Origin of the sequence: Paraburkholderia nemoris (assembly GCF_905221015.1) — a bacterium.
GTDB lineage: Bacteria > Pseudomonadota > Gammaproteobacteria > Burkholderiales > Burkholderiaceae > Paraburkholderia > Paraburkholderia nemoris.
The window spans coordinates 17,888-39,925 of the sequence record NZ_CAJNBO010000021.1; the positions used below are offsets into that span (position 1 = coordinate 17,888).

A 22,038-nucleotide genomic window follows, 5' to 3' on the forward strand; every position below is an offset into this window, starting at 1 on the left:
GCTGTGGCTGGCTACACACGCCCCTTCCACGGCACCAGGCGCCGCTCCAGCGCGCGCATGCCGAGATCGAACAGCCATGCGATCAACCCGATCAGCACGATGCCCATCACCACCACGTCGGTACGCAGAAAGCTCGACGCATTGAGCACCATCTGACCCAAGCCGGCAGTGGCCGCGACCATCTCAGCGGCAACCAGGGTGGTCCAGCCGAAGCCAATAGCAATCCGCAAGCCGGTCAGAATCTCGGGCAACGCAGCGGGCAGAACCACATGTCGCACGATCTGCCCGAAGCGGCCACCCAGCGAATACGCCGCATGAATCTGCTCGATGGTCGCACTGCGCACACCGGCACGCGCCGCCATTGCAATCGGTGCGAAACAGGCGAGATAGATCACGACGATCTTCGCCGTTTCATCGATACCGAACCAGATCACCACCAGCGGCAGATACGCAAGCGGCGGCAACGGCCGGTAGAACTCTAGCGGCGGATCGAGCAAGCCGCGCGCAACCCGGCTTACGCCCATCAGGATTCCGACCGGCACCGCCGTGACCGCGGCCAGCGCGAACGCACCGAACACGCGCAGCGCACTCCATGCGAGATGCTCTGAGAGTGGCAAGCCACCTTGAATGCGACCGTGCCAGGCGTCCAGAAAGGCGGCCCAAACGGCCTCGGGCGTCGGCAGAAAGAGTGGAGGCAGCCAGTGCAGATGCGTGGCAAGCCACCACAGCGCCGCGAGCGTCGTGACCGAGACCGCGCTCAGCGCCGCGGTCGGGCCTTCGCCCGGCAAACGCCAGCCGCGTACCGGCCGCGCTTTACGCCGCGGCGGCTCGCTTGTCTGGGCCAAGGGCACGGTGCCCAGCGATTCACGTGAAGCCGTCACGACAGCACCTCTTCCTGATTCTGCTCATTCCGTTCGTGCAGACGACGCACCAGCCGTTCGCGCCATTCGATGAAATCCGGCGACGACTTCACCGCGCGTGCGTCGCGTGTCTCGAGAAAACGCTGCGCGAATGGCAGGTCGTAGCTCTCGGCGATGCGGCCGGGTCCCGGCGTCATCACGACGAGGCGTGTCGCCAGAAACAGCGCTTCCTCCACGCTATGCGTAATGAAGAACACCGTCTTGCGTGTGCGGCCCCATACGTCGAGCACGAGTTCTTGCATCGACTCGCGCGTCATCGCGTCGAGCGCGCCCATCGGTTCGTCCATCAGCAGCACTTGCGGATCGCTTGCCAGCGCGCGTGCAATACCCACGCGCTGCTGCATGCCGCCCGACAGCGCGTAGACCCGTGAGCGCGCATGCTTCTCGAGCCCAACCAGCGCCAGCATCTCCAGCGCGACGCGCTCGCGCTGCGCCTTCGGCACACGCTGAAAACGCAGGCCGAGCGCGACATTGTCGAGTACGTCGAGCCAGGGCATCAGCGCGTACTTCTGAAACACGACGCCGCGATCCGCGCCCGGTCCGAGCACGGGTTCGCCGTTCAGACGCACCTCGCCTTCGGTCGGCTGAATGAAACCGGCGATGCAGTTCAGCAAAGTCGTCTTGCCACAACCGGACGCACCCAGCGCGACGACGAACTCGCCCGGTTCGATGTGCAGATCGACGTCAGCGAGCGCGATGTGCGGCGCCGCGCCGCGTGCGCCTTCGTAGGCGACGTGCAGCCGCCGTATCTCAAGACCGCTCATCGCCGTGCTCCATGATGCTGATGGGTAAGCTCGCTAAAAAAGTTAATGCGCCGCACGCTGTACGAATTGCGGATCGACGCCGGTCGAGTAATCGGCCAGCACGTTCTGAATCGTGCCTTGCGTCTTCAGGAATGCAGCGGTCGCGGCGAGCGACTTAGCCGCGCCGGATTGCGCGCCGCCACCAAGCCATGCATTCGAGGCCTGCTGGGCCGGCGTCGGGAATGCATACAACGCGAGGCTCGCCGGCACTTCCTGCGCGGTGGCGCCGGACTCCTTCGCAACCGCCTCGACCTGCGGCGACGTCGCAGTCCATGCCGACGTGTGATCGCGATAGCTCGCATCGGTCGCGGCCAGCACCTTCACGAAGCGCGCGACGAACTCGGCGTTCTGGCTCGCGAACTTGCGGTCGACGACGAAGCCGTCAAACGTTGCCTTGCCGGTTTGCTGCGCAACTTGACCCGATGTGATCAACACCTTGCCGTTCTTCTTCACCTTCGCGAGCACCGGGTCCCAGATGTAAGTCGCGTCGATGTCGCCACGCTCCCACGCCGCTGCGACCTCGGGCGGGCGCAGATTGACGATCTTCACATCCGACGGATTCACGCCGGCGCTCTGCAGTGCGACCAGCGTATGAAAGTGCGAGGTCGACACGAACGGCACGCCAATCTTCTTGCCCTTCAGGCCCGCGACGCTGGTGACGTTGGAGCCGTCACGCGCGACCAGCGCTTCGGCGTCGTTGATGTTGTCGAGAATCCAGAACAGCGAAATATCGACGCCCTGCGACAGTCCGGCGGCAATCGGACTCGACCCCGCTTCGCCGAGTTGCACCGAGCCCGAAGCCAGCGCGCGGATCACGTCGGCGCCGCTGCCGAGCTTGCGATAGGTGACCTTGTAGCCGGTGGCTTTCTCGACTTCGCCCGTGGCCTGCGCATAACGCCAAGGCACGACCATGTCCTGATATGCGATCACGACTTCTTTGGTGTCGGCGTGTGCAACGGAAGAAAACGGCGCGGACAGCGCCAGCAGCGTAGCGAACGCGGCCAACGGACGAAGCAAGCGGTTCATCGAGAAACCCCTTTAGTGTGTGTTGTCTGGGAGGCTTTCGACTATAGGGAGTTTGTTCGCGGGCGGTTCTAATTAATCCGCGATTGCTAATGACGCTGTTCGAGCATTGCTTTTCACGCTGAGTTGGATCGGCGCGACTGCTGCGGTGAGCAGTAGATGGGTTCTAGCGAAGGGTTACGGATTGGGATGCCTTGGCGCAAGCTGGCCGTTCGGCGGATTGTCGTGCTTCCGTGGCAACGGCATGATCAGCGAGTTGCCTTCAATTCGCATTCCTATGGTCGATTTTCTTAACCGCTTGAGCTGGTTGTTTTTCAATATCGGCGTACCCGTTTTTGCGCCGATTGCATTGCTTCCTCTGTTGAACTTTTCGCGCTACTACCGGCACGCGGCGATCCATTCAGGATGGCCAGCTTTTCTGGGTTGTCATTTCGATGTGTGCCAGCGCATGCTACGAGATTGGAGGTGCGTTGAGCGAAGCGCCGACGCGCAGCAGGTTAGCGCTCATGTTGGCCGCACTTCTCTGGCACGTGCTCTTTATCGTCGCAGCGTCAATACTAGTGTGCCTGGGTGCGGCCGATGCAGCGGCTCGCCCAGCGCGTCACGCGGGAGAACAGGAGCATGATGGTTGGTTGATGTGGTTTTCGCTGCTCATAACCGTTGTCGTCGCAGTCTCCTTTTCCGCATCTCATTATTCGTTTACCTAACTAAATTCGGCGCTCTGATCTATAATTTTCATCCTAGTCTCACGGAGATCCAGCATGCCCAATTTGATCGACCGCCTCATCGAAGACCGCGCACTGCGCCATCGCTTCATCCTCTTTCTTTACCCGTTCACGATCATCGGCGGAATGATATCCTTTACTTGCAGTCTGCTCGCACGTTATTACCGCTAGGCAACGCAGGCAGATATCAGGGCGGAACTGCTGAACCGCCCACTTCCGCGCCCCAAAAAAAAGCCCGCAACATGTGCGGGCTTTGCATTTTCAAACTGACAACACACGAAACCGTTCAAACCACCCCGGCTCCATGCGCCTGCAGATCGGCGTGGTAGCTCGAGCGAACCATCGCACCCACTGCTGCGTGCGTAAAGCCCATCTTGTACGCTTCTTCCTCGTACATCTTGAACGTGTCCGGATGCACATACGAGCGCACCGGCAGATGGTGTTCCGAAGGTTGCAGATACTGGCCGATCGTCAGCATGTCCACGTCGTGCTCACGCAGATCGCGCATCACTTGCAAGATTTCTTCTTCGGTTTCGCCGAGGCCGACCATCAGGCCGGACTTGGTCGCGACGTCCGGATGCAGCGCCTTGAAATCCTTCAGCAGCTTCAGCGAATGCGCATAGTCCGAACCGGGGCGCGCTTCCTTGTACAAGCGCGGTACCGTTTCGAGATTGTGGTTCATCACATCAGGCGGTGCGGCGTTCAGAATGCCGAGCGCGCGATCCAGACGGCCGCGGAAGTCCGGCGTCAAAATTTCAATGCGCGTCTCCGGCGAGAGCTCGCGCGTCTGACGGATGCATTCCACGAAGTGAGCAGCGCCACCATCGCGCAGATCGTCACGGTCGACGCTGGTGATCACCACGTACTTCAGCTTCAGCGCGGCGATGGTGCGCGCCAGGTTGCCCGGCTCATCCACGTCGAGCGGATCGGGGCGACCGTGGCCGACGTCACAGAATGGGCAGCGGCGCGTGCACTTGTCACCCATGATCATAAACGTCGCGGTGCCCTTGCCGAAGCATTCGCCGATGTTCGGGCAGCTCGCTTCTTCACACACCGTGTGCAGATTGTGCTCGCGCAGAATCTGCTTGATTTCCGAAAAGCGCGAATTGCCGGTGGCCGCTTTGACGCGGATCCAGTCTGGCTTTTTCAGCTTTTCGATCGGGATGATCTTGATCGGAATACGGGCGGTTTTGGCTTGCGCCTTCTGCTTCGCGGTGGCGTCGTAGGCAGCGGCGGGAGCCGGCACGGCATCAGGAGCGGGAGAAGCTGCGAGGTTCGCGGTAACGTCAGTCATTCGTTCGGTCCAGTCAGGCGGTGAGGGCACCGGCCTGCGGTTGGGCGACGGCCGCGGGACTGCCGTCGAGGTTTGCGGTGAGGCGTGCTGCAAAGGTACGGGCCACGTCGTCCCAGCCGGCGGCAACGCCCAGCGTTGCCATATCGACTGTTTCGAGCCCCGCGTAGCCGCATGGGTTGATGGCCAGAAACGGCCGCAAGTCCATGTTCACATTCAGGCTCACGCCGTGATAGCTGCAGCCGTTGCGGATTTTCAGACCCAGCGCGGCGATCTTGGCGCCGGCATGCAGCCCGGCGTCCGGCCCGGGCGCCACGTAGATACCGGGGGCACCCGCCTTGCGTTCTCCGGCGAGATTATACGCCGCGAGGGTGTCGATCACGGCCTGCTCGATCCGGGTGACCATCTCGCGCACCATCAGCTTGCGTCGGCGCAGGTCCAGCAACAGGTAGGCAACCACCTGTCCGGGCCCGTGATACGTGATCTGCCCGCCCCGGTCGACTTTGACAAGCGGAATGCCGCTGTCGGCGGCCAGCAGATGCGCCGGGTCGCCGGCCTGGCCAAGCGTGAAGACGGGGGGGTGTTCGACCAGCCAGATCTCGTCGGGTGTATCGGCGGTGCGCGCGTCGGTGAACGCGCGCATCGCTTCGAAACTGGCTTCGTAAGGTTCGTTGCCGAGCCAGCGCAGCGTAAGCGGCGCCGTGGCGGGCAAAGGAGACGGGGAAACCGGGGTGGTGCACATGATCCCGACAGTTTACCGAAATCTGGGCATCCCCGCCGGGCGCGCCCACTTTGGGACTCGGGGCGCTTTGTTTCGTACCGGAACTCCGTTTAACCAGAGTCGCGCTTCGTTTCGCGCCTGAGCGCCGTTCAACTGCAGCGCCGCTCCGCTATCGCGTCACGGCGCCGCCACCGCTCACACCGTGCGCCAGCCCCCACGCATACGGGCAGCCAGCCGCTCGCCGACCCGTGCGAGCCAGTTCAGCGCACGCTCATCGCAGCGTGTCGGCACTGAAAACGCGACCTTCGCATGCGTGCTGCCCTCGGCGCTCAACCACAGCCGTTCACCGCGCCGCAGCCGCAGCGTGTGGCCGGGCTGCAGCCAGTAGTCTTCGGTATCGTCGCTGCGCGTGACCCACACCGCGCCGCCGTGCACGACCAGCTTGGTGCTGCGTGCTACCTTCATAGGAATGGTTTCGCCGTTGCGGATTTCAAAAGCGATACTAGAGGAAATTTCTCGCATGATGCCCTCGCCAAAATTCGTTTCATGACTACAATCCTAGGCGTAGCAAGGGTTTACGCAAAACGATCTATTTTCACCTCTATGTGAGAAATATTGCGATGGACCTCCGGCAATTACCCCCGCTGAACGCCATCAAGGCGTTCGAAGCCGCCGCCCGCCACGAGAGCTTCTCGCGTGCCGCCGACGAGCTGTTCGTCACGCACGGCGCCGTCAGCCACCAGATTCGCGCGCTCGAGGAGGAATTGGGCATCGCACTGTTCGCCCGCGACGGCAAGCGCGTACGGCTCACGGACACGGGCCGCCGCTATGCCACGCGCGTGCGCACCGCGTTGATGGGGCTTGCTGACGCCACTCGCGAAGTCCGCGCCGGAGACCGCGAACGGCGCCTCGTCGTGTCCATGCTGTCCTCATTTGCGGCGCGCTGGGTGACGCCGCGCATCGGCGGCTTTATCGAGGCGCATCCCCTGTGGGACCTCGAACTGCTGTCCACCAACGCGCTGACGGACTTCGCGCGCGACGACGTCGACGTGGCGATCCGTTTCGGCTACGGCAAATATTCGGGGCTGCACGCGGAGTTGCTGCTGGAGGAGATCTTCTTTCCGGCTTGCGCGCCGAATTTCAACGGCGGCAAGCTGCCGCAAACGCCGGCCGATCTGGCCAAGGTTCAACTGCTGCGCTCGGACGACGAACTCTGGCGGCCGTGGTTCGACGCCGCCGGCCTCACCGACTGGCCTGAGCCGAAGCGCGGCGTGCTGTACCAGGATTCGTCGAACCTGCTGCAGGCGGCCATCGACGGCCAGGGGGTCGCGCTCACGCGCCGTTCGCTGGCGATGCACGAGATCGCGGCCGGCCGCCTTGTGCGGCTATTCGATGTGGATGGGCCGAGCCCGTGGCAGTACTACTTCATCTGCCCGCCGCAGATGCTCGAAACCGCGCGTGTCAAGGCGTTCCGCGCCTGGGTATTCGAAGAAGTGGGACGGTTCAAACAGCTTTTCGAGCGGGCTTGCGAGGCGGGCCCTGCACCAAACGCAGATCTGGCGGCGGACGCATTGCGCGTCACGCCGTAATCCAGAGGCATCCGTAGGCACAGAGCCTGGCTAGCCTTAAAGCACCACCTTCACCATCGGATGGCCGGTCAGCGCGCGATAGATATCGTCGAGCTGCGCCTGGCTCGTCGCGCGCACGGTAACCGTCAAACCGGTGTAATTGCCGCCGCTGGACGGCCGCGTTTCCACGCGAGCGGGATCGACTTCGTTATCGAACTGCCGAACCACCGTCACGATCGTCTCGGCGAACTCGGGATGCGACTTGCCCATGATCTTGATGGGAAAGTCGCACGGAAACTCAAGCAATGATTCTTTCGCGGGATTCACTTTCTACTCCTTGCTGCGCTTCTTGCGCTTCCTTGGCCTTGGCGCGCTGATAGGCCGCGTACAAGGCCGCAAACACCGCGCCCGGCTTGCCGTTACCGACCGGCTGAGCGTCGAGCTGCGTGACCGGCAGCACTTCCTTGGTGGCGGAACTGACCAGAATCTCGTCGGCGGCCCGCAACTCGGCTTCGGCGATCTCGCGCGCTTCGAAGCGGATGCCGCATTCGCCCGTCAGCTCTTCGATCAGACTGTAGCGAATCCCTTCGAGAATCTTGTGGCTGCGCGGCGGCGCATACAACACGCCGTCCTTCACCATCCAGATGTTTGAAGACGAACCTTCGGTCAGCATGCCGTCGCGAAACTGGATCGTCTCGAACGCGTCGTTTTCAGCCGCGTACTGCGCCATCAGAACATTGCCGAGCAGCGATACCGATTTGATATCGCAATTGAGCCAGCGGCGGTCTTCGGCGGTAACGCAGCGCACGCCCTGCGCGCGCTGCGCGGCGTCCGGCAGGCTCAGCGGCGTAACCATCACGAACACGGTCGGCTGGATGCCGGCCGGGAACGCGTGACCGCGCTTCGCGACGCCCCGTGTGATCTGAACGTAGGCAATCGCGTTCTGATCGGCGCGCAGGCCTGCGTCCGCTTCATTGGCCGCGACCACGCGGTCGATCAGCTCGCGCCAGCCGGCATCGTCGAACGGATTGACGATGCCGATCTTGTCCAGCGAGCGCCCGAGGCGCGCCAGATGATGCCGGAAGCGAAACGCCGTACGGCCGCTCGCATGCGGATACAAGGGCGCGACTTCGTAAATGCCGTCGCCGAAAATAAAGCCGCGGTCGAGAACCGGCACGCGCGCTTCGGACAAGGGCACCAGCTCGCCGTTCAGATAAACGATCGGGTCGAGCGAAACATCGGAAACAGCGGTCATCGCAATCGGGCTCTTACTTCTTCTTGTTGAACATCAGCATCAGCGAATCCCACACGCGGCCGACCACGCCGGCTTGCGGCACGGCCTGCAACGCGACGATCGGGAATTGCGCCAGCACCTTGCCGTCGGCCACGAGTTTCGCGGTGCCGACCTGCTGACCGTTCGCGATCGGTGCGATCAGCGGATCGATCTGCTCGATCTGCGGCTTAACCTTGTCGCCCATGCCCTTCGGCACGGTGATGTACTGATCGCCCTTCACGCCGATCTGCACGGTGTCCTGCGCACCCTTGTAGACGCGCGGCGTGCCGACCACCTGGTTCGCCTTGTACAGACGCACCGTGTCGTACGCGGTGTAGCCGTAGTTCAGCATCTTCAGGCTGTCCTGCACGCGGTCGTGTTCCTTGACCTCGCCCATCATCACCGAGACGAGACGGCGCGAGCCGTCGGCCGTACCCGGCAGCGGACGCTTCGCGCTGGCGATCAGGCAGTAGCCGGCCGCTTGCGTATGACCGGTCTTCAGGCCGTCCACGGTCGGGTCGATCCACAGCAGACGGTTGCGGTTCGGCTGCTTGATCTTGTTGTACGTGAATTCCTTGACCGAGAAGATGTTGTAGTAGTCGGGGAAGTCACGAATCAGGCGCGCCGACAACACCGCGAGGTCGCCCGCCGTGGTGTAGTGCTGCGCGTCGGGCATGCCGTTCACGTCGGCGAAATGCGTGTTCTTCATGCCGAGTTTCTGCGCTTCGGTGTTCATCATGTTGACGAACTGCGCTTCGCTCCCGCCCACCAGTTCGGCCAGCGCGATCGCCGCGTCGTTACCCGACTGGATGATCATGCCGTACACCAGATCGTGCACGGTCACCGGCTTGTTGGCTTCGATGAACATGCGCGATTCGTCGGTGCGCACGCGGCGCACCGCTTCGCTCGGCATCACCGTCTGCTCCATCGTGATCTTCTTCGTCTGCAGTGCTTCGAAGACGAGGTACGCGGTCATCAGCTTGGTCAGCGAGGCCGGTTCGACACGTTCGTCGGGATTGCCCGAGGCGAGCACCTGATTGCTGGTAGCGTCGACGAGCACCCACGAACGCGCGTTCACCCCGGGCGGCGGCACCTGCGCGAACGCCGTGCTGGCAACGAGCGTGGCCGGCAGCACGATGCCGAGGGTCACGGCACGGCTAAGCGTAGTGGGAACGAAAGAAGAAACTGACGGGAATGACGTGCGGCCGGAGGTGGAGAAACGCATAGGGTCGATTCGTGCGGAAAAATACATCGCGCGCAGGGCGCACAGATTGGAGGAGCCGGTCGGCGAGCGTCAGGCCGTAAAAACGGCGCGGCGCCCATTGGACTTCCGGCGACGCGATCGGTTCGCGCAGCACGCCTCGCATCCGGCACCGCTGCGCACGAGCAAGAAGCTACGCGTCGCGCGAACTGCCGGGTGGGCAATGCTGCGCCCAAAAAAGAGCGCTCATTATACGCGCGCTATCCTGGTATCTTTGAGCAAAGGTCGGCGATTAATTTGCGTTTGCCCATACCTGTACCCCGGAAAACACGCGCGGCGCCCTCCGCGTGCGTCCTCGCGTGTGCCCCTTAGCGCCACGCGTCGACGATGATCCGCTTCAGGACGTGCAGCTTACGATGCAGAAAATGCTCTGCCCCCGGAATCACGACAACCGGCAATTCCTGCGGCCGCGCCCAGTCGAAAACCGACTGAATGGGAACGGTATCGTCGATTTCGCCGTGAATCACGAGCGTGTTTTCCGGCACAGGCGCGACTTCCCACCGGCTCGCCGCGGTGCCCACGAACACGATCCGCTCGATCGCCTGGCCTTCTTCGCGCAGCTTCGCGGCCACGTGCGACAGCACGAAGGTGCCGAACGAAAAACCCGCCAGTACGAGGGGCAGATCGCCCTGTCCTGCCTGGGCGCGCATGTGGTCGAGAACGGCGCGCAGATCGTCGCGCTCGCCGATACCGGCGTCATGCTCGCCTTGCGTTTCGCCGACACCGCGGAAATTCGAGCGGTACGTCACGTAGTTCAACTGCACGAGCGTGCGGGCAAGCGTCTGCGCGACCTTGTTGTCCATCGTGCCGCCGAACAGCGGATGCGGGTGCGCGACCAGCGCGATACCGCGCGGCGCGGCGCCGTTGTCACGCATGTCGTCAGGCAGATCCAGCGCGACTTCGATCTTGCCGACCGGGCCGTCGATCAGATACTTCTTCGTATGTGTATTCATGGCGCGGTTTATTGATCGATTTTCAGACGCTCAACGACTTTGCCGTTCACAAGATGCGAATCGACGATTTCATCGATGTCGCTCTCGTCGACGTACGTGTACCAGACGCCTTCCGGATACACGACGAGCGCCGGGCCGAGTTCGCAACGCTCGAGACAGCCGGCCTTGTTGATACGCACCTGGCCCGGACCTGCAAGGCCGAGTTGCTTCACGCGCTTTTTTGCGTGTTCCTGCATCGCCTGCGCATTGCAATTCGCGCAGCTCGGACGCTCCGCGCCGGGATCGCGCTGGTTGAGACAGAAGAAGACGTGGTACTTGTAGTAGGGATCCATGATGTCCGGAGGGGCGAAACTGTAAGAGTGGGAATGGCGCTCGAAGCGCCGCAGCGCGCCTGTTGTGCGGAAGATTATAGCGAGCGGGGCTGACGGTCGCTGAGCGGCGGACGCGCGCCCGCACTCATGCGCCGCCCCTGCTTCATGCACGCTTCATGCGCCCCTCATGTGCCCCTCATGTGCCCCTCATGTGCCCCTCACGCGCCGCTTGAGCCAAACCTGTTCGACAAGATAGGCGAGCCACACTAGCGCCGCATACGGCCAGATCCACGCGATCCAGTGCGCGAGACCGTTGAAGTGCAGGTACCGTCCCTGGCGCCAGTCCGCCAGTACAGCATCGAAATACGGATTGACCGGCAGCAGATTGACGAACACGAGCGCGACCGTCAGCGCGCAGGCCGCGAGCGCCGCCCGCAACCTGCGCCGCAAGCGCAGCGCCAGCAGTGCGGCGACGGTGCCGCACACAAGCCCCTCCAGCGCGCCGGGCGTCGCCCAATCGAACGCAAGACCGGATTGCGATTGCAGAAAAGTCGCGCCCGCCTTCACGCACAAGGTCATGACGATAAACACGAGCAACAGGCGCACGAGCGGCGCATGGCGGCGCACCGGCAGCGAGGCCAGAGCCAGTGCGGCGAACAGATTGAGCGTGGTGATGACGGCTTCCCAGGCGTCGTCCGGCAGCCAGGCGGCCACCAGCGCCGGCCACGCGCCGACGTGCCAGGCCGTCGGCGTCCACGCGAGCAAGGCGTCTTGCGTCGTCGAATCGAAACGCAGCCACAGCTCGCGCGGCCAGTTACCGAGACCGAACAGCCGCGGCGCCGGGTACATGGTCGCGAACGGCCACAAGGCGACGAGACAGGCAAGCGCCGCCGTGTCGCGCTCGAACCAGAGGAGCCGCGCACGCCGCAGCAAGCCGCGATCGAGCAACGCGCCGGTGGCCGGCGACATGATCGCCGCGCCGAGCAGCGCACCGAGCGCATTGGCGGCCAGGTCGAGGTTGGAGGCCACGCGCGTCGGCAGATAGGTTTGCACCGCTTCCATCACGCCCGACAGCAAGCCACCGAGCACGAAAGCCAACGCGACCGCCAGCGTGCCGCGCCAGCGCGGATACACCGCGAGCACCACCAGTGCGCCGAACGGCATGTACCCGAGCACGTTCGTGACGACGTCGAACGCCGTCAGGTACTGCGGCATGGGATCGGACAGATAGGCAAACGGAGCAAGGCCGAGCGAACGCCAGCCGGAAAATGGATACCACGAACCGTAGACGATCAGCGCCGTATACAGCCCCAACGTCTGCCGGGCGAGCGCCGACGGGCGACGCTGCCAGGGCTTAACGCTCATGCAGCGCTCCGTTCTTTGCGCTGCATGCAGGTCATTGCGCGGCGACCAGCGCCTGCACGCCGAGCCATGCACCGATCTGCGCGACGAGGTCGTCGCTGGCCGCGGCGAGCGCCTGCGCGCCGCCAGCGGCATCCCCCGAACTGGACGGCGCGCGGGCGAGGAAGGTGCGCTGGCCGATCACCTTGCCGTTTTGTGTCAACGTGGCGCGCGCGGTGACTGCGGCGTGGCTTTCCGACTGGCTATCGAAGACCTGTTCGAACTCGCTCAGATCGACCTTCAGGACCGGCGCGTGCACGCCGTCGGCCCCGGTCAGCACGGTACCGCGCGAACTAAGCGCACCGCGCAGACGCTGGGTCAGCAGTTGCGACGGCGCCATGGTCCAGTGGCTATTCGCGTACGACGCGGTCTGCTGCGCGTCGGCGTAGCTGAGCCGGTAAATCAGCTTGTCGGATTCGAGGTTGTCGGGCGCGGTGACATCGAGCACCTTCACCGCCGGCAGCGTGCCGGCCGAGGCGGCCGGATTCGGCGGCCCGAGGTCGTAGCGGATGTCCGAGATCGCCGCGGGGGTGCCGGCGCAACCTGCGGCCAGCACGCCGAACGCGAGCAGCATCGCAAGCGTGGCGCCAGAGGACAACAATCGGTGGGTCAAGCGTGACATGACAATCTTCCTTCTTCAAAACCTGCAATTCATTTCATTTGGCGACGGGTGTAACCCCGGGCGCAGCGGCGCGCGCGGCGGGCCATGAGAAACCGGCTTCGCCAGGACCCGGCGCCGCACGCGGCGCACCGAACAGCACGCTGCGCGGATTGGTGCTGAACGTGTCGGCAGCGCGGTCCACGGAGCGGGCCGCGGAGCGCACGTCTTCGGCGAGCGAATTGACGCGCGGCAGCGTGTCGTAACCGACGCGCGCCGACAACTCCTGGATCGAACTGTCCATCGACACCAGCGCATCGCCCGCTTGCTGCGCCGCCGTCCCGACCTTGTTCAGGTTGGTCTCGAACGGGCCGTCCGGGCGGTTCAGACTGGTGATCAACTGATTGGTCGATTCCAGCGTGCGATCCAGTGTGTTGATCGTGGCGGGCAGCTTGCCGGCGGCCGGCGCCATCTGCTGGGTCAGCGTGGCGACGCCGTCGGCGGCCTTCTGAAGACTCGCTACCGTGCCCTGCAACTGGCTGACCATTTCCGGCGACAACAGATTGTCGACGTCGTCGGTGACTCTTTCGAGTTTGCGCAGCAAAACGTCGCCGCGTTGCTGCAACTGATCGAGCAGGCCCGGGCGCATCGGCAACTGCGCCACCGCTTTCGCCGACGACGCGAGCGGCGTCGGATCGCGCCCACTATCATCCAGCTGAATGAAGGCGATACCCGTCACGCCCTGGAACCCGAGGCTGCCGAACGTGGAGTGTGTAATCGGCGCGTGCGTGTCGACGAGGATGCGGATCAGGATTTGCCCAGGATGATCCCGATCGAATTTGATCGACTGCACCTTGCCGACGTCGAGCCCGCGATAGCGCACCGCCGCGTCGGTATACAGCCCCGTAACGTTGGTGCGCGCAATCAGATCGTACGGCACCCGCACGGAACGGTCGACGTTGAACAAAAAAGCCGCCACTGCGATTGCAGCCAGCAAGGCCACCGTGAAGATCCCTGCCCAGAAGGCATGTGATTTATTTTCCATTGTCAGGTTCCCTGGTTCACAGCGGCAATTCGGACGATGCCGATTCGAGCGCCGCACGCGGCAATTTCGCGCGGCGCTCCGGCGGCAGCGCCTGCAGCGCGCGACGCCCGCGCAGGCCGAGGAAATATTCCCGGATAAAAGGATGATCGACGCCCGCCGCCTCTTCGACCGGCGCGGCGACCAGCACCTTGCGATCCGCCAGCACGGCGACGCGGGTGGACAGCGCGATCATCGTGTCGAGATCGTGCGTGACCATCACCACCGTCAGACCGAGCGCGCGATGCAGCGCGGAAATCAGTTCGACGAATTCATCCGACGCCTGCGGATCGAGGCCGGCGGTCGGCTCGTCGAGAAACAGCAGCTCGGGCTCGAGCGCGATGGCGCGCGCAATGCCCACGCGTTTGATCATCCCGCCCGAAAGCGCCGACGGCATCTTCGACGCGTGCTTGCATGGCAGGCCGACCATCTCGAGCTTAAGCATCACGATGTCGCGCAGCAGGTCGTCGGGCACCTTGCCGAGTTCGCGTAAGGGCTGCGCGACGTTGTCGAACACCGAGAGCGACGAGAACAGCGCGCCGCGCTGAAAAAGCATCCCGGAGCGGCTGCGCATGAGCAACGCGTCTTCGGGCGAAATGGTCGCAATGTCCTGACCAAACAGCTTGATGGTTCCCGACGACGGCCGCTCCAGCCCGAGAATCTGCCGCACCAGCGTAGTCTTGCCCGAGCCCGAGCCGCCGACGATCGAGACGATCTCGCCGCGCCGTACGTCGAAATTCAGATGCTGATGCACGATGTTGCGGCCGTAGCGCTTGGTGATGTCGATCACCTCGATCACCGGCTCCGCGATCTCGGGCATCGGTTGGCCGCGTACGGCCTGGGTGAGTGGCGCGATCATCCTAGCCCCACGTTCTGGAAGAGGATCGCGAACACCGCGTCCGCGAGAATCACGATGGTGATCGAGGTCACCACCGAGGTCGTCGTGCCTTCGCCGAGGCTTTGCGAATTGGCCTTGATACGGAAGCCGAAGTGGCAGCCGACGATCGCAATCAGCATGCCGAACGCAACGCCCTTGCCAAGGCCGATCCACAGGTTCGCGACCGGCACCACGCCCGGCAAGGCGCGCGCGAAGTAGCTCATGTCGATGCCGAGGACGATCTTCGCGGCGAGCGCGCCGCCCGTCAACGCGATGATGTTAGTCCACATCACGAGGAGCGGCATGGCCACGCCGAGCGCGACCACACGCGGCAAAATCAGCCGCAGGCCGTGCGGGATGCCCATCACACGCATGGCGTCGAGTTCTTCGGTGACGCGCATCACGCCGATCTGCGCGGTAATCGCCGAGCCCGAGCGGCCCGCCACCAGAATCGCCGACAGCACCGGCCCCAGTTCGCGAATCACCGACAGCCCAAGAATATTGACGATGTACTGATTCGCGCCAAACAGCCGCAGTTGCTGCGCGGACAGATAGCTCAGCACGATGCCGATCAGGAACGCGACCAGCGCGGTGATCGGCAAGGCCTTGGTGCCTGCGTTATAGACGTTCGCGGAGATCTCGGTCCACGGCGTGATTTTCGGTTTGCGCGCGATCGCGAGAAGATCGAGCACGACCTGCCCAAGCATGCCGAATCCGCCGTACAGATGCTCGAAGAACGAGAAGATCGCGAGGCCCAGCCGGGTGAACGGATCGAACTTGATTACCGGCTCGACCTTTTCGCGCGCCGTGTCGAGCAGTGCGATGCGCTCGAAAATGTCGCGTTGCGTATCGGTGAGCGTGGTGTCCGGGGGCATCTTGTGGCCCCACACGCGCCACAGCGCCTGCCCCCCGACGTGATCCATCCGGTCGACACGCGACAGGTCCCACTGGCGGATGCCTTCAGCGCCGACCAGCGTGCCCAGCAAAGGGATCACGTGACCGGTGGCCTTGTCGCGTGCGAGCGCGAGCGCCGTCCACTGGCCCGAGAGCCGGACGATCTTGCCTTGGCTGCCGGCCGCGACTTCAAGGCCGGGCGGAGTGTCGTAGTTCAAGGATCGCTGGAATCTGGTTATCGGATTAGGGGCCATTGTAACGAAGGCGCGGCGCTTGAACCGTGCTCACGGACTCGTAGCGTTCGCAGTGGCTACAATATGAGACATGAACGCCTCCAAGACCCCACCCCAAGCCGCTGCGGCCACCGACTGGCGCATCGACCGCGAGCGCGCCGTCGCGCTATTCGGTGCGCATGCGCATGACTGGCCAATCGAAATCGTCGAGGAAACCGGCTCGACCAACGCCGACCTGATGACCCGCGTCAAGGCATTGCCGCGCAAGGCCGGCGCGCTGCCGCGGCCGATCGTGCGGGTCGCCTATCTGCAAACCGCGGGCCGCGGCCGTCGTGGCCGTCCATGGTATGCGGAACCGGGCAATGCACTGCTGTTTTCGGTGGCCTGCGTGCTGCCGCGCCCGCTCGAAGGACTGGCGGGCTTGAGCCTCGCGGTGGGCGTGGCGCTGGTCGACGGGCTGCGCTCGTTGCCGGTCGCGGGCCCTGGGCAAATCGCGCTGAAGTGGCCCAACGACGTGCTGCTCGAAGGCGACAAGCTGGCCGGCATCCTGATCGAAACCGCATGGAGCACGGACGAGGCGAGCGCCGTGGTGATCGGTATCGGCACCAATGTAAAGGGTGCGGACGAGCTCGCCGCCAAGGTCGGCGCGCTCAACGCGAACGTGCCGGCGCAAGCGCGCGGCGCCACACCGACCGCACTGCAACGCGCGCTGCCGAATGCAAACCTCACCGATACGCTGGCGGCGGAACTGAACGCGCTCGAACCCGCGCTGCAGCGCTTCGGCGCGGAAGGCTTCGCACCGTTCCAGACGCGCTGGAACGCGGTGCACGCGTACGCAGGCCGTGAAGTCGTGCTGCTGGAGCAAGGTAAAGAGCTGGCGCGCGGTGTGGCCGCAGGCGTCGACGAAAGCGGACAACTGCTACTCAATACGGCGGCCGGGCGTCTCTCCGTCGCGACAGGTGACGTCTCGCTGCGTCTGGCCGACGATACGGCATGACGAGCGGCGCGCCTTATCTGTTGATCGACGCGGGCAATAGTCGCGTCAAGTGGGCGCTGGTGCAGCCGGACGGTACGCAAATTGCAGCCGGCGCTCTGGCGCATGGCGGCGCTGATCTACCGGACTGGTCGGCGTTGCCGACGCCGAGCGGCGCATGGTTATCCAACGTGGCGGGCGAAAGCGTAGCGGCACGGATTGCCGCGCTACTCGACGCTCATTGGCCGCAACTGCCGCGCACGACGATCCGCGCCTCTGCGCACCAATGCGGCGTGACCAATAGCTATACGACGCCGCATGCGCTCGGCAGCGATCGCTGGGCGGGCCTGATTGGCGCGCACGCGGCGTTTCCCGGCGAGAATCTGCTCATTGCAACGTTCGGCACGGCAACCACGCTCGAAGCGTTGCGTGCGGACGGCAGCTTTGTCGGCGGCCTGATTGCGCCGGGTTGGACCTTGATGATGCGCTCGCTCGGCGAGCACACGGCGCAACTGCCGACGCTCGATGCCCACTCAGCGCGCGGCCTGCTCGATGCGGACGCCCCGTCTGATCGCGAGCGCCGCGGCCCGTTCTTCGCTACGGACACGCCGCGCTCGTTGTCGGCCGGATGCACGTTGGCGCAAGCCGGTCTGATCGAGCGCATGTGGCGTGACTTGCAGGACGAATGGCAGGTGCCGGTGCGCCTGGTGGTAAGCGGCGGCGCCGTGGACGAAGTGACAAGTGCGCTAAAAGTGCCGCATACTCGCCACGATTCGCTAGTGCTGTCGGGGCTTGCGCTGATTGCTGCTGAGCACGCGATGGAACGCGGCGCCTGAGCCGCGACCTTCTGGATAACGGCGGAATAGCGGCACGAGAACGGCGGCTGAACTCATTAACGGGGAATACTAACGATGCTGCGCTGGCTGATCGCCATCCTGTTTCTTGCCAATATGCTGGCATTCGTCGCGATGCGCGGCGTATTCGGCCCGACGCCCACAGCCGGCGGCCGCGAGCCGAACCACCTGAACCGCCAGCTCCATGCGGAGTGGTTGAAGGTGCGGCCCGTCACGGCAGCCGATGCCGCCGACCAGGCAGTGGTAGGCGGCCCGGCGCCTGCGGCGCCGATTGCTGCATCGGCGCTGCCGCAGTAAAGATCACCCTTGCGCGCGAACCTTCTTCAATAACGCGGTAGTCGAGCGCTCATGCTCGAACGGAATCGCCAAAGCCTTGCCGCCCCAGCCTCGCACAATGGCCGACTCCGGCAAAACATCCATGTCGTAGTCGCCGCCTTTGACAAGCACATCCGGCCGCAGCGCCGAAATCAGCTCCACGGGCGTCTTCTCGCCAAAGCAAACCACGTAATCGACGCTCTCCAGCGCGGCCAGCAAAGCCATCCGGTCAGCTTCGTTATTGATCGGCCGGTCATCGCCTTTGCCTAGCATGCGCACGGAAGCATCGCTATTGACGCCGACAATCAGGCAAGCGCCGAGCGCTTTGGCGTCGGCCAGATACGTCACATGCCCGCGATGCAGGATGTCGAACACCCCATTGGTAAATACAACCGGTGCGGACATCGAAGCGCGGAGCTTCACCAGCGCATCGCGCGTAAAAATCTTGCGTTCAAAAGTGGCGGCCATGACGGAGTCGCAAAGAAAAAAGAAGTGCCGCCACGATACACGCGGGACGGCATGAAGCAAAACGGCCCAGCAAGCTCACGCCTGCCGGGCCGTTCCTGAAACTTTAAAACCGCGAACCTGAACCCATCAAGCCGGCTGTTCAGCCGATTTCTGATCGGCCTGCAAGCGCAGGACGACTTCCTTGCGATAACGGTTCAGTTCCTGCGCCGTGTTGAACGTACGCTCGAACAGAATCGACAGGTTGTGCAGAATCCGCTCGACCACCTTCTTTTCCCAGCCGTCGTCAAAACGGATCTGCTCGTCGAGCCAGCGTTCGAGCCATTCCGGATCCGGCAGACGCGATTGAATCGTGTCGCGCGGGAACAGCGCCTGATTCACGTGCAGGTTGGTGGGATGCAGCGGCTTTTCCGTGCGGCGCGCCGATGCCATCAGGACGCCGATCTTGGCGAACGCAGCACGCGCGATGTCGCCGGTTTGCATCATCGCTTTCTTCATGTAGCGCAGGTACGCGCCGCCATGGCGCGCTTCGTCGCGCGAAATGGTTTCGTAGATGGCCTTGATGACCGGCTCGGTGTGCCATTCGGCAGCACGGCGATACCAGTGATTCAGACGGATTTCGCCGCAGAAGTGCAGCATCAGGGTTTCGAGCGGCGGCGCCGGATCGAATTCGAAGCGCACAGCGTGCAGTTCCTCTTCGGTCGGGCACATTTCCGGCTTGAAACGGCGCAGATACTCCATCAGCACCAGCGAATGCTTCTGTTCTTCGAAGAACCACACGCTCATGAACGCGGAAAAATCGCTGTCGTGATGGTTGTCACGGAGGAACATTTCCGTGGCGGGCAACGCCGACCATTCGGTGATCGCGTTCATCTTGATCGTCGCTGCCTGCTCGTCGGTCAATAGCGATGCATCGAACTTGTCCCAGGGAATGTCTTTCTCCATGTCCCATCGAACGGATTCGAGCGATTTATAAAGTTCCGGATAAAGCATGGTGTTCATAGTCCCACCCCTGTTCTGCGCATACTGTCTGTGTCTGTAACTACTACGTGTAGCACTTTTGCTTATGACGAACGAAACGCACCGTTTTGTGCACCGTTTATCGGCCAAGCATTCAATTTTACGCGGTAATCGGCCGCCTAGATGCACCGGGCAGCAAAGAAGTCCGGCGTTTGCGCGGCGCTGCTAACCAGAAGTTACGCGCTGCGCGGCCAACCGTGGGTGAGGGATACCCTATGCCTGAGGTCGAGCCAGTCTGCGATGAATCCGCACCGTCCAGCTCTGCGCCGGTGGTACCGGCGGCGAATGGCGCAAGGGCGGCCGGATTGGTAGTTTTCAGCGCCCGCCCAAAAGCCAAATGAAGCTTACACAATGATAGCACGCTGACTTTACGGTTCCTGTGCCGTAGCAGACGCAATTCCTGCGCCTGATTGACTTCTCTCAATAAACAGCCCGATTCACGGAGTGTGGCCGACGATCGGGGTCAAAACCATGACAGGCAGCGAATTCACTTCGTTGGCACCGCCGGTCGCCCGGCCATGCTCTTTGTCGGCGCGCAGAACGCGCCAACCCGTTCCATTCCTGCTGTCAAATATCCTTTTTCGTCGCTCGCGGAGCGGCGCTTGCACTGCCTGCACGCTTCGCGGACGTTGAAGCCGACGTCGCTGCCCGTTTCGCTGCAGGCCGTTTGGCTGCGGCCCCGGCATCCGCTGCGGTTCCCTCCGGCGCGTCAGCCGCTTCGCCTGCCGATGCCGAAGCGCTCGCCGCGCCTTCTGGCGAGTCCGTTGCCGAACCGTCCGATGCGGCCGCACCTGGCTGCGTCATCGCAAACTGGGCGATCTGATTGAACTGCGATTGCAGCAGATTCCACCAGCCGGAGGCATCGAACGGTGGTGTCGTGGCGGCCTCGCCTTCTTCGGGTGCCGGCTCGGGCGCGGCCGAGGGGCTTGCACTGGCCGAAGCCGCAGTGGCTTCCGGGTGCGGCCAGCCGGTCGGCGAGGGACTTGGCGCGGCAGCGGCGGAAGCCGGCTGCGCCATCGACGACTGCGCGAACGCACCAAACGCACGCAGCGTCGCGAGCGTGGCGCGTTGCACTTCGAGCGCCTGAATGGCGGACTGCAGCATGTTCAGATTCAGCTTGAGCCACTGCTCGACCGCGCGCATGTCGGTAATGCGCTTATCGAGTTCTTCGACGTTGGTAAGCGGCGCCATCATGTCGGACATCATCGACAGCGACGGCCCGAGGTTGCTGCCAGGCTGCGCGCCCGAAAACGCCGAGCCGAACGGCGAGAGACGCATCATGCCCCACATGCGTTCGAGCATTTCAGCGGGCGGAAAACCGGGAAAACCGGGAAAGGGCGGCGTGGTGCCAGATGTATCAGTCATGCTTGTCGCCTCGCTGCATAAAGGGAAGGAAATAGCGCCGTCCCGCGCGCGTTTGATTCGAATTCGATCATACCGCGCGTGGTGCTGCGAATCGCGCTTAGTTTGGGCTGCGGTTTGCCCCATGTTTGCCCCGCTCGCGCAGCACCTCAAGTGCCGACCGGCGGGGCTTTGCGCAATATGCGCCGGCCTCCGGTTTCAGGAGCGCCCGCCGCCCGATGCGCCGCCGCCTGGCGAGTGCCGCGGCTGCCCATTCCAAGGGTCCGCGCCGCCAAAATCCGGCGCGCGCCGCTCGCGCAGCGAGTTCACGCCTTCGCGCACATCCGGCCCGGCGAAGCCCATGAATTCCAATGCCAGCGACGTATCGAACGCCGGTCCCGCCGAGCGCAGCCAATTGTTCAGCGCGTACTTGGTCCAGCGAATTGCCGTTTGCGAACCGTTGGCCAGTTTTTGCGCGACTTCGAATGCTTTGGGCCGCAGATCGTTTTCGTCGACGGCGAGCGACACGAGGCCAATCCGCTCAGCCTCCTCACCGCTCACCGGCTCGCACAGCAGCAGGTAATACTTGGCTTTGGCCATGCCGCACAGGAGCGGCCAGACGATCGCCGCATGATCGCCGGCGGCCACGCCCAAACGCGTATGGCCGTCGATAATGCGCGCCGACTTCGTCGCGATCGAGATGTCGGCAAGCAGCCCGGCCACGAGCCCCGCGCCGACAGCCGGGCCGTGCATCGCCGAAACAATCGGCTTGCTGCAGTTGATCACGTTGTAGACCAGGTCGCGCGCCTCACGCCACACGCGTGCACGGACGTCGAAATCGGTCGCCATGTCTTCGACCAGTTGCAGATCGCCACCGGCCGAAAAGCCCTTGCCCTCGCCGCGAATGATCGCGACACGCGTGTCCGGATCCCGATCGATATCGCGCCAGATTTCAGCGAGTTCGAAGTGCATCCGCGCGTTAGCGGTGGCGAGGCCGCTCTTGTTCGCGCCCTCGCCGCTCATCACGACTTCGAGCACGCCATGCGGATGGCGGTGCAATTGCAGCGAGTGGTAGTGCGCGTAAAACGCGTCGTTACTGTGTGGTGCCTGAGACATGATGAGCAATCCGTCTATCGG

The 22,038-nt window shown here is 63.6% G+C and carries 25 protein-coding genes; 5 read left to right on the forward strand and 20 right to left on the reverse strand.

The genetic code is table 11. From position 1 onward, the window contains the following. Positions 1 to 11 precede the first annotated feature (11 nt). Genes KHO33_RS28325 through tauA form a run of 3 tightly spaced genes read right to left on the reverse strand, consistent with a single transcriptional unit; the run spans position 12 to position 2,749 of the window. On the reverse strand, positions 12 to 881 hold the full coding sequence (locus KHO33_RS28325; protein WP_200564058.1) for an ABC transporter permease subunit: 870 nt from the start codon (positions 879 to 881) through the stop codon (positions 12 to 14). Further along, positions 878 to 1,684 carry a taurine ABC transporter ATP-binding protein gene (locus tag KHO33_RS28330; RefSeq protein ID WP_200564060.1) on the reverse strand — a complete coding sequence of 269 codons (807 nt, stop codon included), beginning with the start codon at positions 1,682 to 1,684 and terminating at the stop codon, positions 878 to 880. Before KHO33_RS28330 ends, KHO33_RS28325 begins: the two co-directional genes overlap by 4 nt. Before the next feature lie 42 nt (positions 1,685 to 1,726). Next, on the reverse strand, positions 1,727 to 2,749 hold the full coding sequence (tauA, locus tag KHO33_RS28335) for a taurine ABC transporter substrate-binding protein (RefSeq protein WP_054035682.1): 1,023 nt from the start codon (positions 2,747 to 2,749) through the stop codon (positions 1,727 to 1,729). Positions 2,750 to 3,507: 758 nt separating this feature from the next. Between tauA and KHO33_RS42645 the strand changes: the two genes are divergently transcribed. After that, complete coding sequence (locus KHO33_RS42645) at positions 3,508 to 3,642, forward strand: hypothetical protein (RefSeq protein ID WP_267914824.1); 135 nt, start codon at positions 3,508 to 3,510, stop codon at positions 3,640 to 3,642. Positions 3,643 to 3,757: 115 nt separating this feature from the next. On the opposite strand, the gene lipA is transcribed toward KHO33_RS42645, so the two are convergent. The 3 genes from lipA to KHO33_RS28350 form a co-directional block, all read right to left on the reverse strand. Then, complete coding sequence (lipA, locus tag KHO33_RS28340; RefSeq protein WP_054035853.1) at positions 3,758 to 4,765, reverse strand: lipoyl synthase; 1,008 nt, start codon at positions 4,763 to 4,765, stop codon at positions 3,758 to 3,760. A 13-nt stretch (positions 4,766 to 4,778) separates the two neighbouring features. Beyond that, positions 4,779 to 5,504, reverse strand: a complete 726-nt coding sequence (gene lipB, locus KHO33_RS28345) for a lipoyl(octanoyl) transferase LipB (RefSeq protein WP_200564062.1) — start codon at positions 5,502 to 5,504, stop codon at positions 4,779 to 4,781. 174 nt (positions 5,505 to 5,678) lie between these two features. Continuing rightward, positions 5,679 to 6,005 (reverse strand): DUF2917 domain-containing protein, encoded by a 327-nt coding sequence (locus KHO33_RS28350; RefSeq protein ID WP_054035681.1) that lies wholly within the window; start codon positions 6,003 to 6,005, stop codon positions 5,679 to 5,681. A gap of 98 nt (positions 6,006 to 6,103) precedes the next feature. Between KHO33_RS28350 and KHO33_RS28355 the strand changes: the two genes are divergently transcribed. Next, positions 6,104 to 7,072 carry a transcriptional regulator GcvA gene (locus KHO33_RS28355; RefSeq protein WP_200564064.1) on the forward strand — a complete coding sequence of 323 codons (969 nt, stop codon included), beginning with the start codon at positions 6,104 to 6,106 and terminating at the stop codon, positions 7,070 to 7,072. Between the two features lie 36 nt (positions 7,073 to 7,108). Here KHO33_RS28355 and KHO33_RS28360 read toward each other — a convergent pair whose 3' ends face one another. The 10 genes from KHO33_RS28360 to KHO33_RS28405 form a co-directional block, all read right to left on the reverse strand. Beyond that, positions 7,109 to 7,378 (reverse strand): DUF493 family protein, encoded by a 270-nt coding sequence (locus KHO33_RS28360; RefSeq protein ID WP_054035680.1) that lies wholly within the window; start codon positions 7,376 to 7,378, stop codon positions 7,109 to 7,111. Continuing rightward, complete coding sequence (locus KHO33_RS28365) at positions 7,350 to 8,306, reverse strand: D-amino acid aminotransferase (protein ID WP_200564066.1); 957 nt, start codon at positions 8,304 to 8,306, stop codon at positions 7,350 to 7,352. Before KHO33_RS28365 ends, KHO33_RS28360 begins: the two co-directional genes overlap by 29 nt. A gap of 13 nt (positions 8,307 to 8,319) precedes the next feature. Further along, positions 8,320 to 9,549, reverse strand: a complete 1,230-nt coding sequence (locus KHO33_RS28370) for a D-alanyl-D-alanine carboxypeptidase family protein (RefSeq protein WP_200564068.1) — start codon at positions 9,547 to 9,549, stop codon at positions 8,320 to 8,322. 344 nt (positions 9,550 to 9,893) lie between these two features. After that, positions 9,894 to 10,538, reverse strand: coding sequence for an alpha/beta hydrolase (locus tag KHO33_RS28375; RefSeq protein WP_054035678.1), 645 nt, complete (start codon positions 10,536 to 10,538; stop codon positions 9,894 to 9,896). 8 nt (positions 10,539 to 10,546) lie between these two features. Further along, complete coding sequence (locus KHO33_RS28380; RefSeq protein ID WP_200564070.1) at positions 10,547 to 10,870, reverse strand: (2Fe-2S) ferredoxin domain-containing protein; 324 nt, start codon at positions 10,868 to 10,870, stop codon at positions 10,547 to 10,549. A 186-nt stretch (positions 10,871 to 11,056) separates the two neighbouring features. Continuing rightward, positions 11,057 to 12,214 carry a VanZ family protein gene (locus KHO33_RS28385; protein WP_054035851.1) on the reverse strand — a complete coding sequence of 386 codons (1,158 nt, stop codon included), beginning with the start codon at positions 12,212 to 12,214 and terminating at the stop codon, positions 11,057 to 11,059. 31 nt (positions 12,215 to 12,245) lie between these two features. Then, a complete protein-coding gene (locus KHO33_RS28390; protein WP_054035676.1) occupies positions 12,246 to 12,872 on the reverse strand; it encodes an ABC-type transport auxiliary lipoprotein family protein in 627 nt (208 codons plus the stop codon). Positions 12,873 to 12,906: 34 nt separating this feature from the next. Continuing rightward, a complete protein-coding gene (locus tag KHO33_RS28395) occupies positions 12,907 to 13,893 on the reverse strand; it encodes an MlaD family protein (RefSeq protein ID WP_200564072.1) in 987 nt (328 codons plus the stop codon). A gap of 16 nt (positions 13,894 to 13,909) precedes the next feature. Then, the gene (locus KHO33_RS28400) at positions 13,910 to 14,788 is read right to left on the reverse strand and encodes an ABC transporter ATP-binding protein (protein WP_054035675.1); all 879 of its coding nucleotides are present in this window, start codon (positions 14,786 to 14,788) and stop codon (positions 13,910 to 13,912) included. Next, the gene (locus tag KHO33_RS28405) at positions 14,785 to 15,918 is read right to left on the reverse strand and encodes an MlaE family ABC transporter permease (RefSeq protein WP_200564074.1); all 1,134 of its coding nucleotides are present in this window, start codon (positions 15,916 to 15,918) and stop codon (positions 14,785 to 14,787) included. The genes KHO33_RS28400 and KHO33_RS28405 overlap by 4 nt, the downstream gene beginning before the upstream one ends. Positions 15,919 to 16,024: 106 nt before the next feature. Between KHO33_RS28405 and KHO33_RS28410 the strand changes: the two genes are divergently transcribed. From KHO33_RS28410 to KHO33_RS28420, 3 genes are all read left to right on the forward strand, one after another. Continuing rightward, a complete protein-coding gene (locus tag KHO33_RS28410; protein WP_200564076.1) occupies positions 16,025 to 16,930 on the forward strand; it encodes a biotin--[acetyl-CoA-carboxylase] ligase in 906 nt (301 codons plus the stop codon). After that, positions 16,927 to 17,742, forward strand: coding sequence for a type III pantothenate kinase (locus KHO33_RS28415; protein WP_200564077.1), 816 nt, complete (start codon positions 16,927 to 16,929; stop codon positions 17,740 to 17,742). Before KHO33_RS28410 ends, KHO33_RS28415 begins: the two co-directional genes overlap by 4 nt. Before the next feature lie 75 nt (positions 17,743 to 17,817). Continuing rightward, complete coding sequence (locus KHO33_RS28420) at positions 17,818 to 18,057, forward strand: hypothetical protein (RefSeq protein WP_200564079.1); 240 nt, start codon at positions 17,818 to 17,820, stop codon at positions 18,055 to 18,057. A 3-nt stretch (positions 18,058 to 18,060) separates the two neighbouring features. Here KHO33_RS28420 and rfaE2 read toward each other — a convergent pair whose 3' ends face one another. The 4 genes from rfaE2 to KHO33_RS28440 all read right to left on the reverse strand — a co-directional run bounded on the left by rfaE2 (position 18,061) and on the right by KHO33_RS28440 (position 22,017). Then, positions 18,061 to 18,543 (reverse strand): D-glycero-beta-D-manno-heptose 1-phosphate adenylyltransferase, encoded by a 483-nt coding sequence (gene rfaE2, locus KHO33_RS28425; protein ID WP_054035671.1) that lies wholly within the window; start codon positions 18,541 to 18,543, stop codon positions 18,061 to 18,063. A 126-nt stretch (positions 18,544 to 18,669) separates the two neighbouring features. Continuing rightward, on the reverse strand, positions 18,670 to 19,542 hold the full coding sequence (locus tag KHO33_RS28430; RefSeq protein ID WP_200564081.1) for a ferritin family protein: 873 nt from the start codon (positions 19,540 to 19,542) through the stop codon (positions 18,670 to 18,672). 585 nt (positions 19,543 to 20,127) lie between these two features. After that, the gene (locus KHO33_RS28435) at positions 20,128 to 20,925 is read right to left on the reverse strand and encodes a PhaM family polyhydroxyalkanoate granule multifunctional regulatory protein (protein WP_200564083.1); all 798 of its coding nucleotides are present in this window, start codon (positions 20,923 to 20,925) and stop codon (positions 20,128 to 20,130) included. Between the two features lie 195 nt (positions 20,926 to 21,120). After that, positions 21,121 to 22,017 (reverse strand): enoyl-CoA hydratase/isomerase family protein, encoded by an 897-nt coding sequence (locus KHO33_RS28440; protein ID WP_200564085.1) that lies wholly within the window; start codon positions 22,015 to 22,017, stop codon positions 21,121 to 21,123. Positions 22,018 to 22,038: the final 21 nt, after the last annotated feature.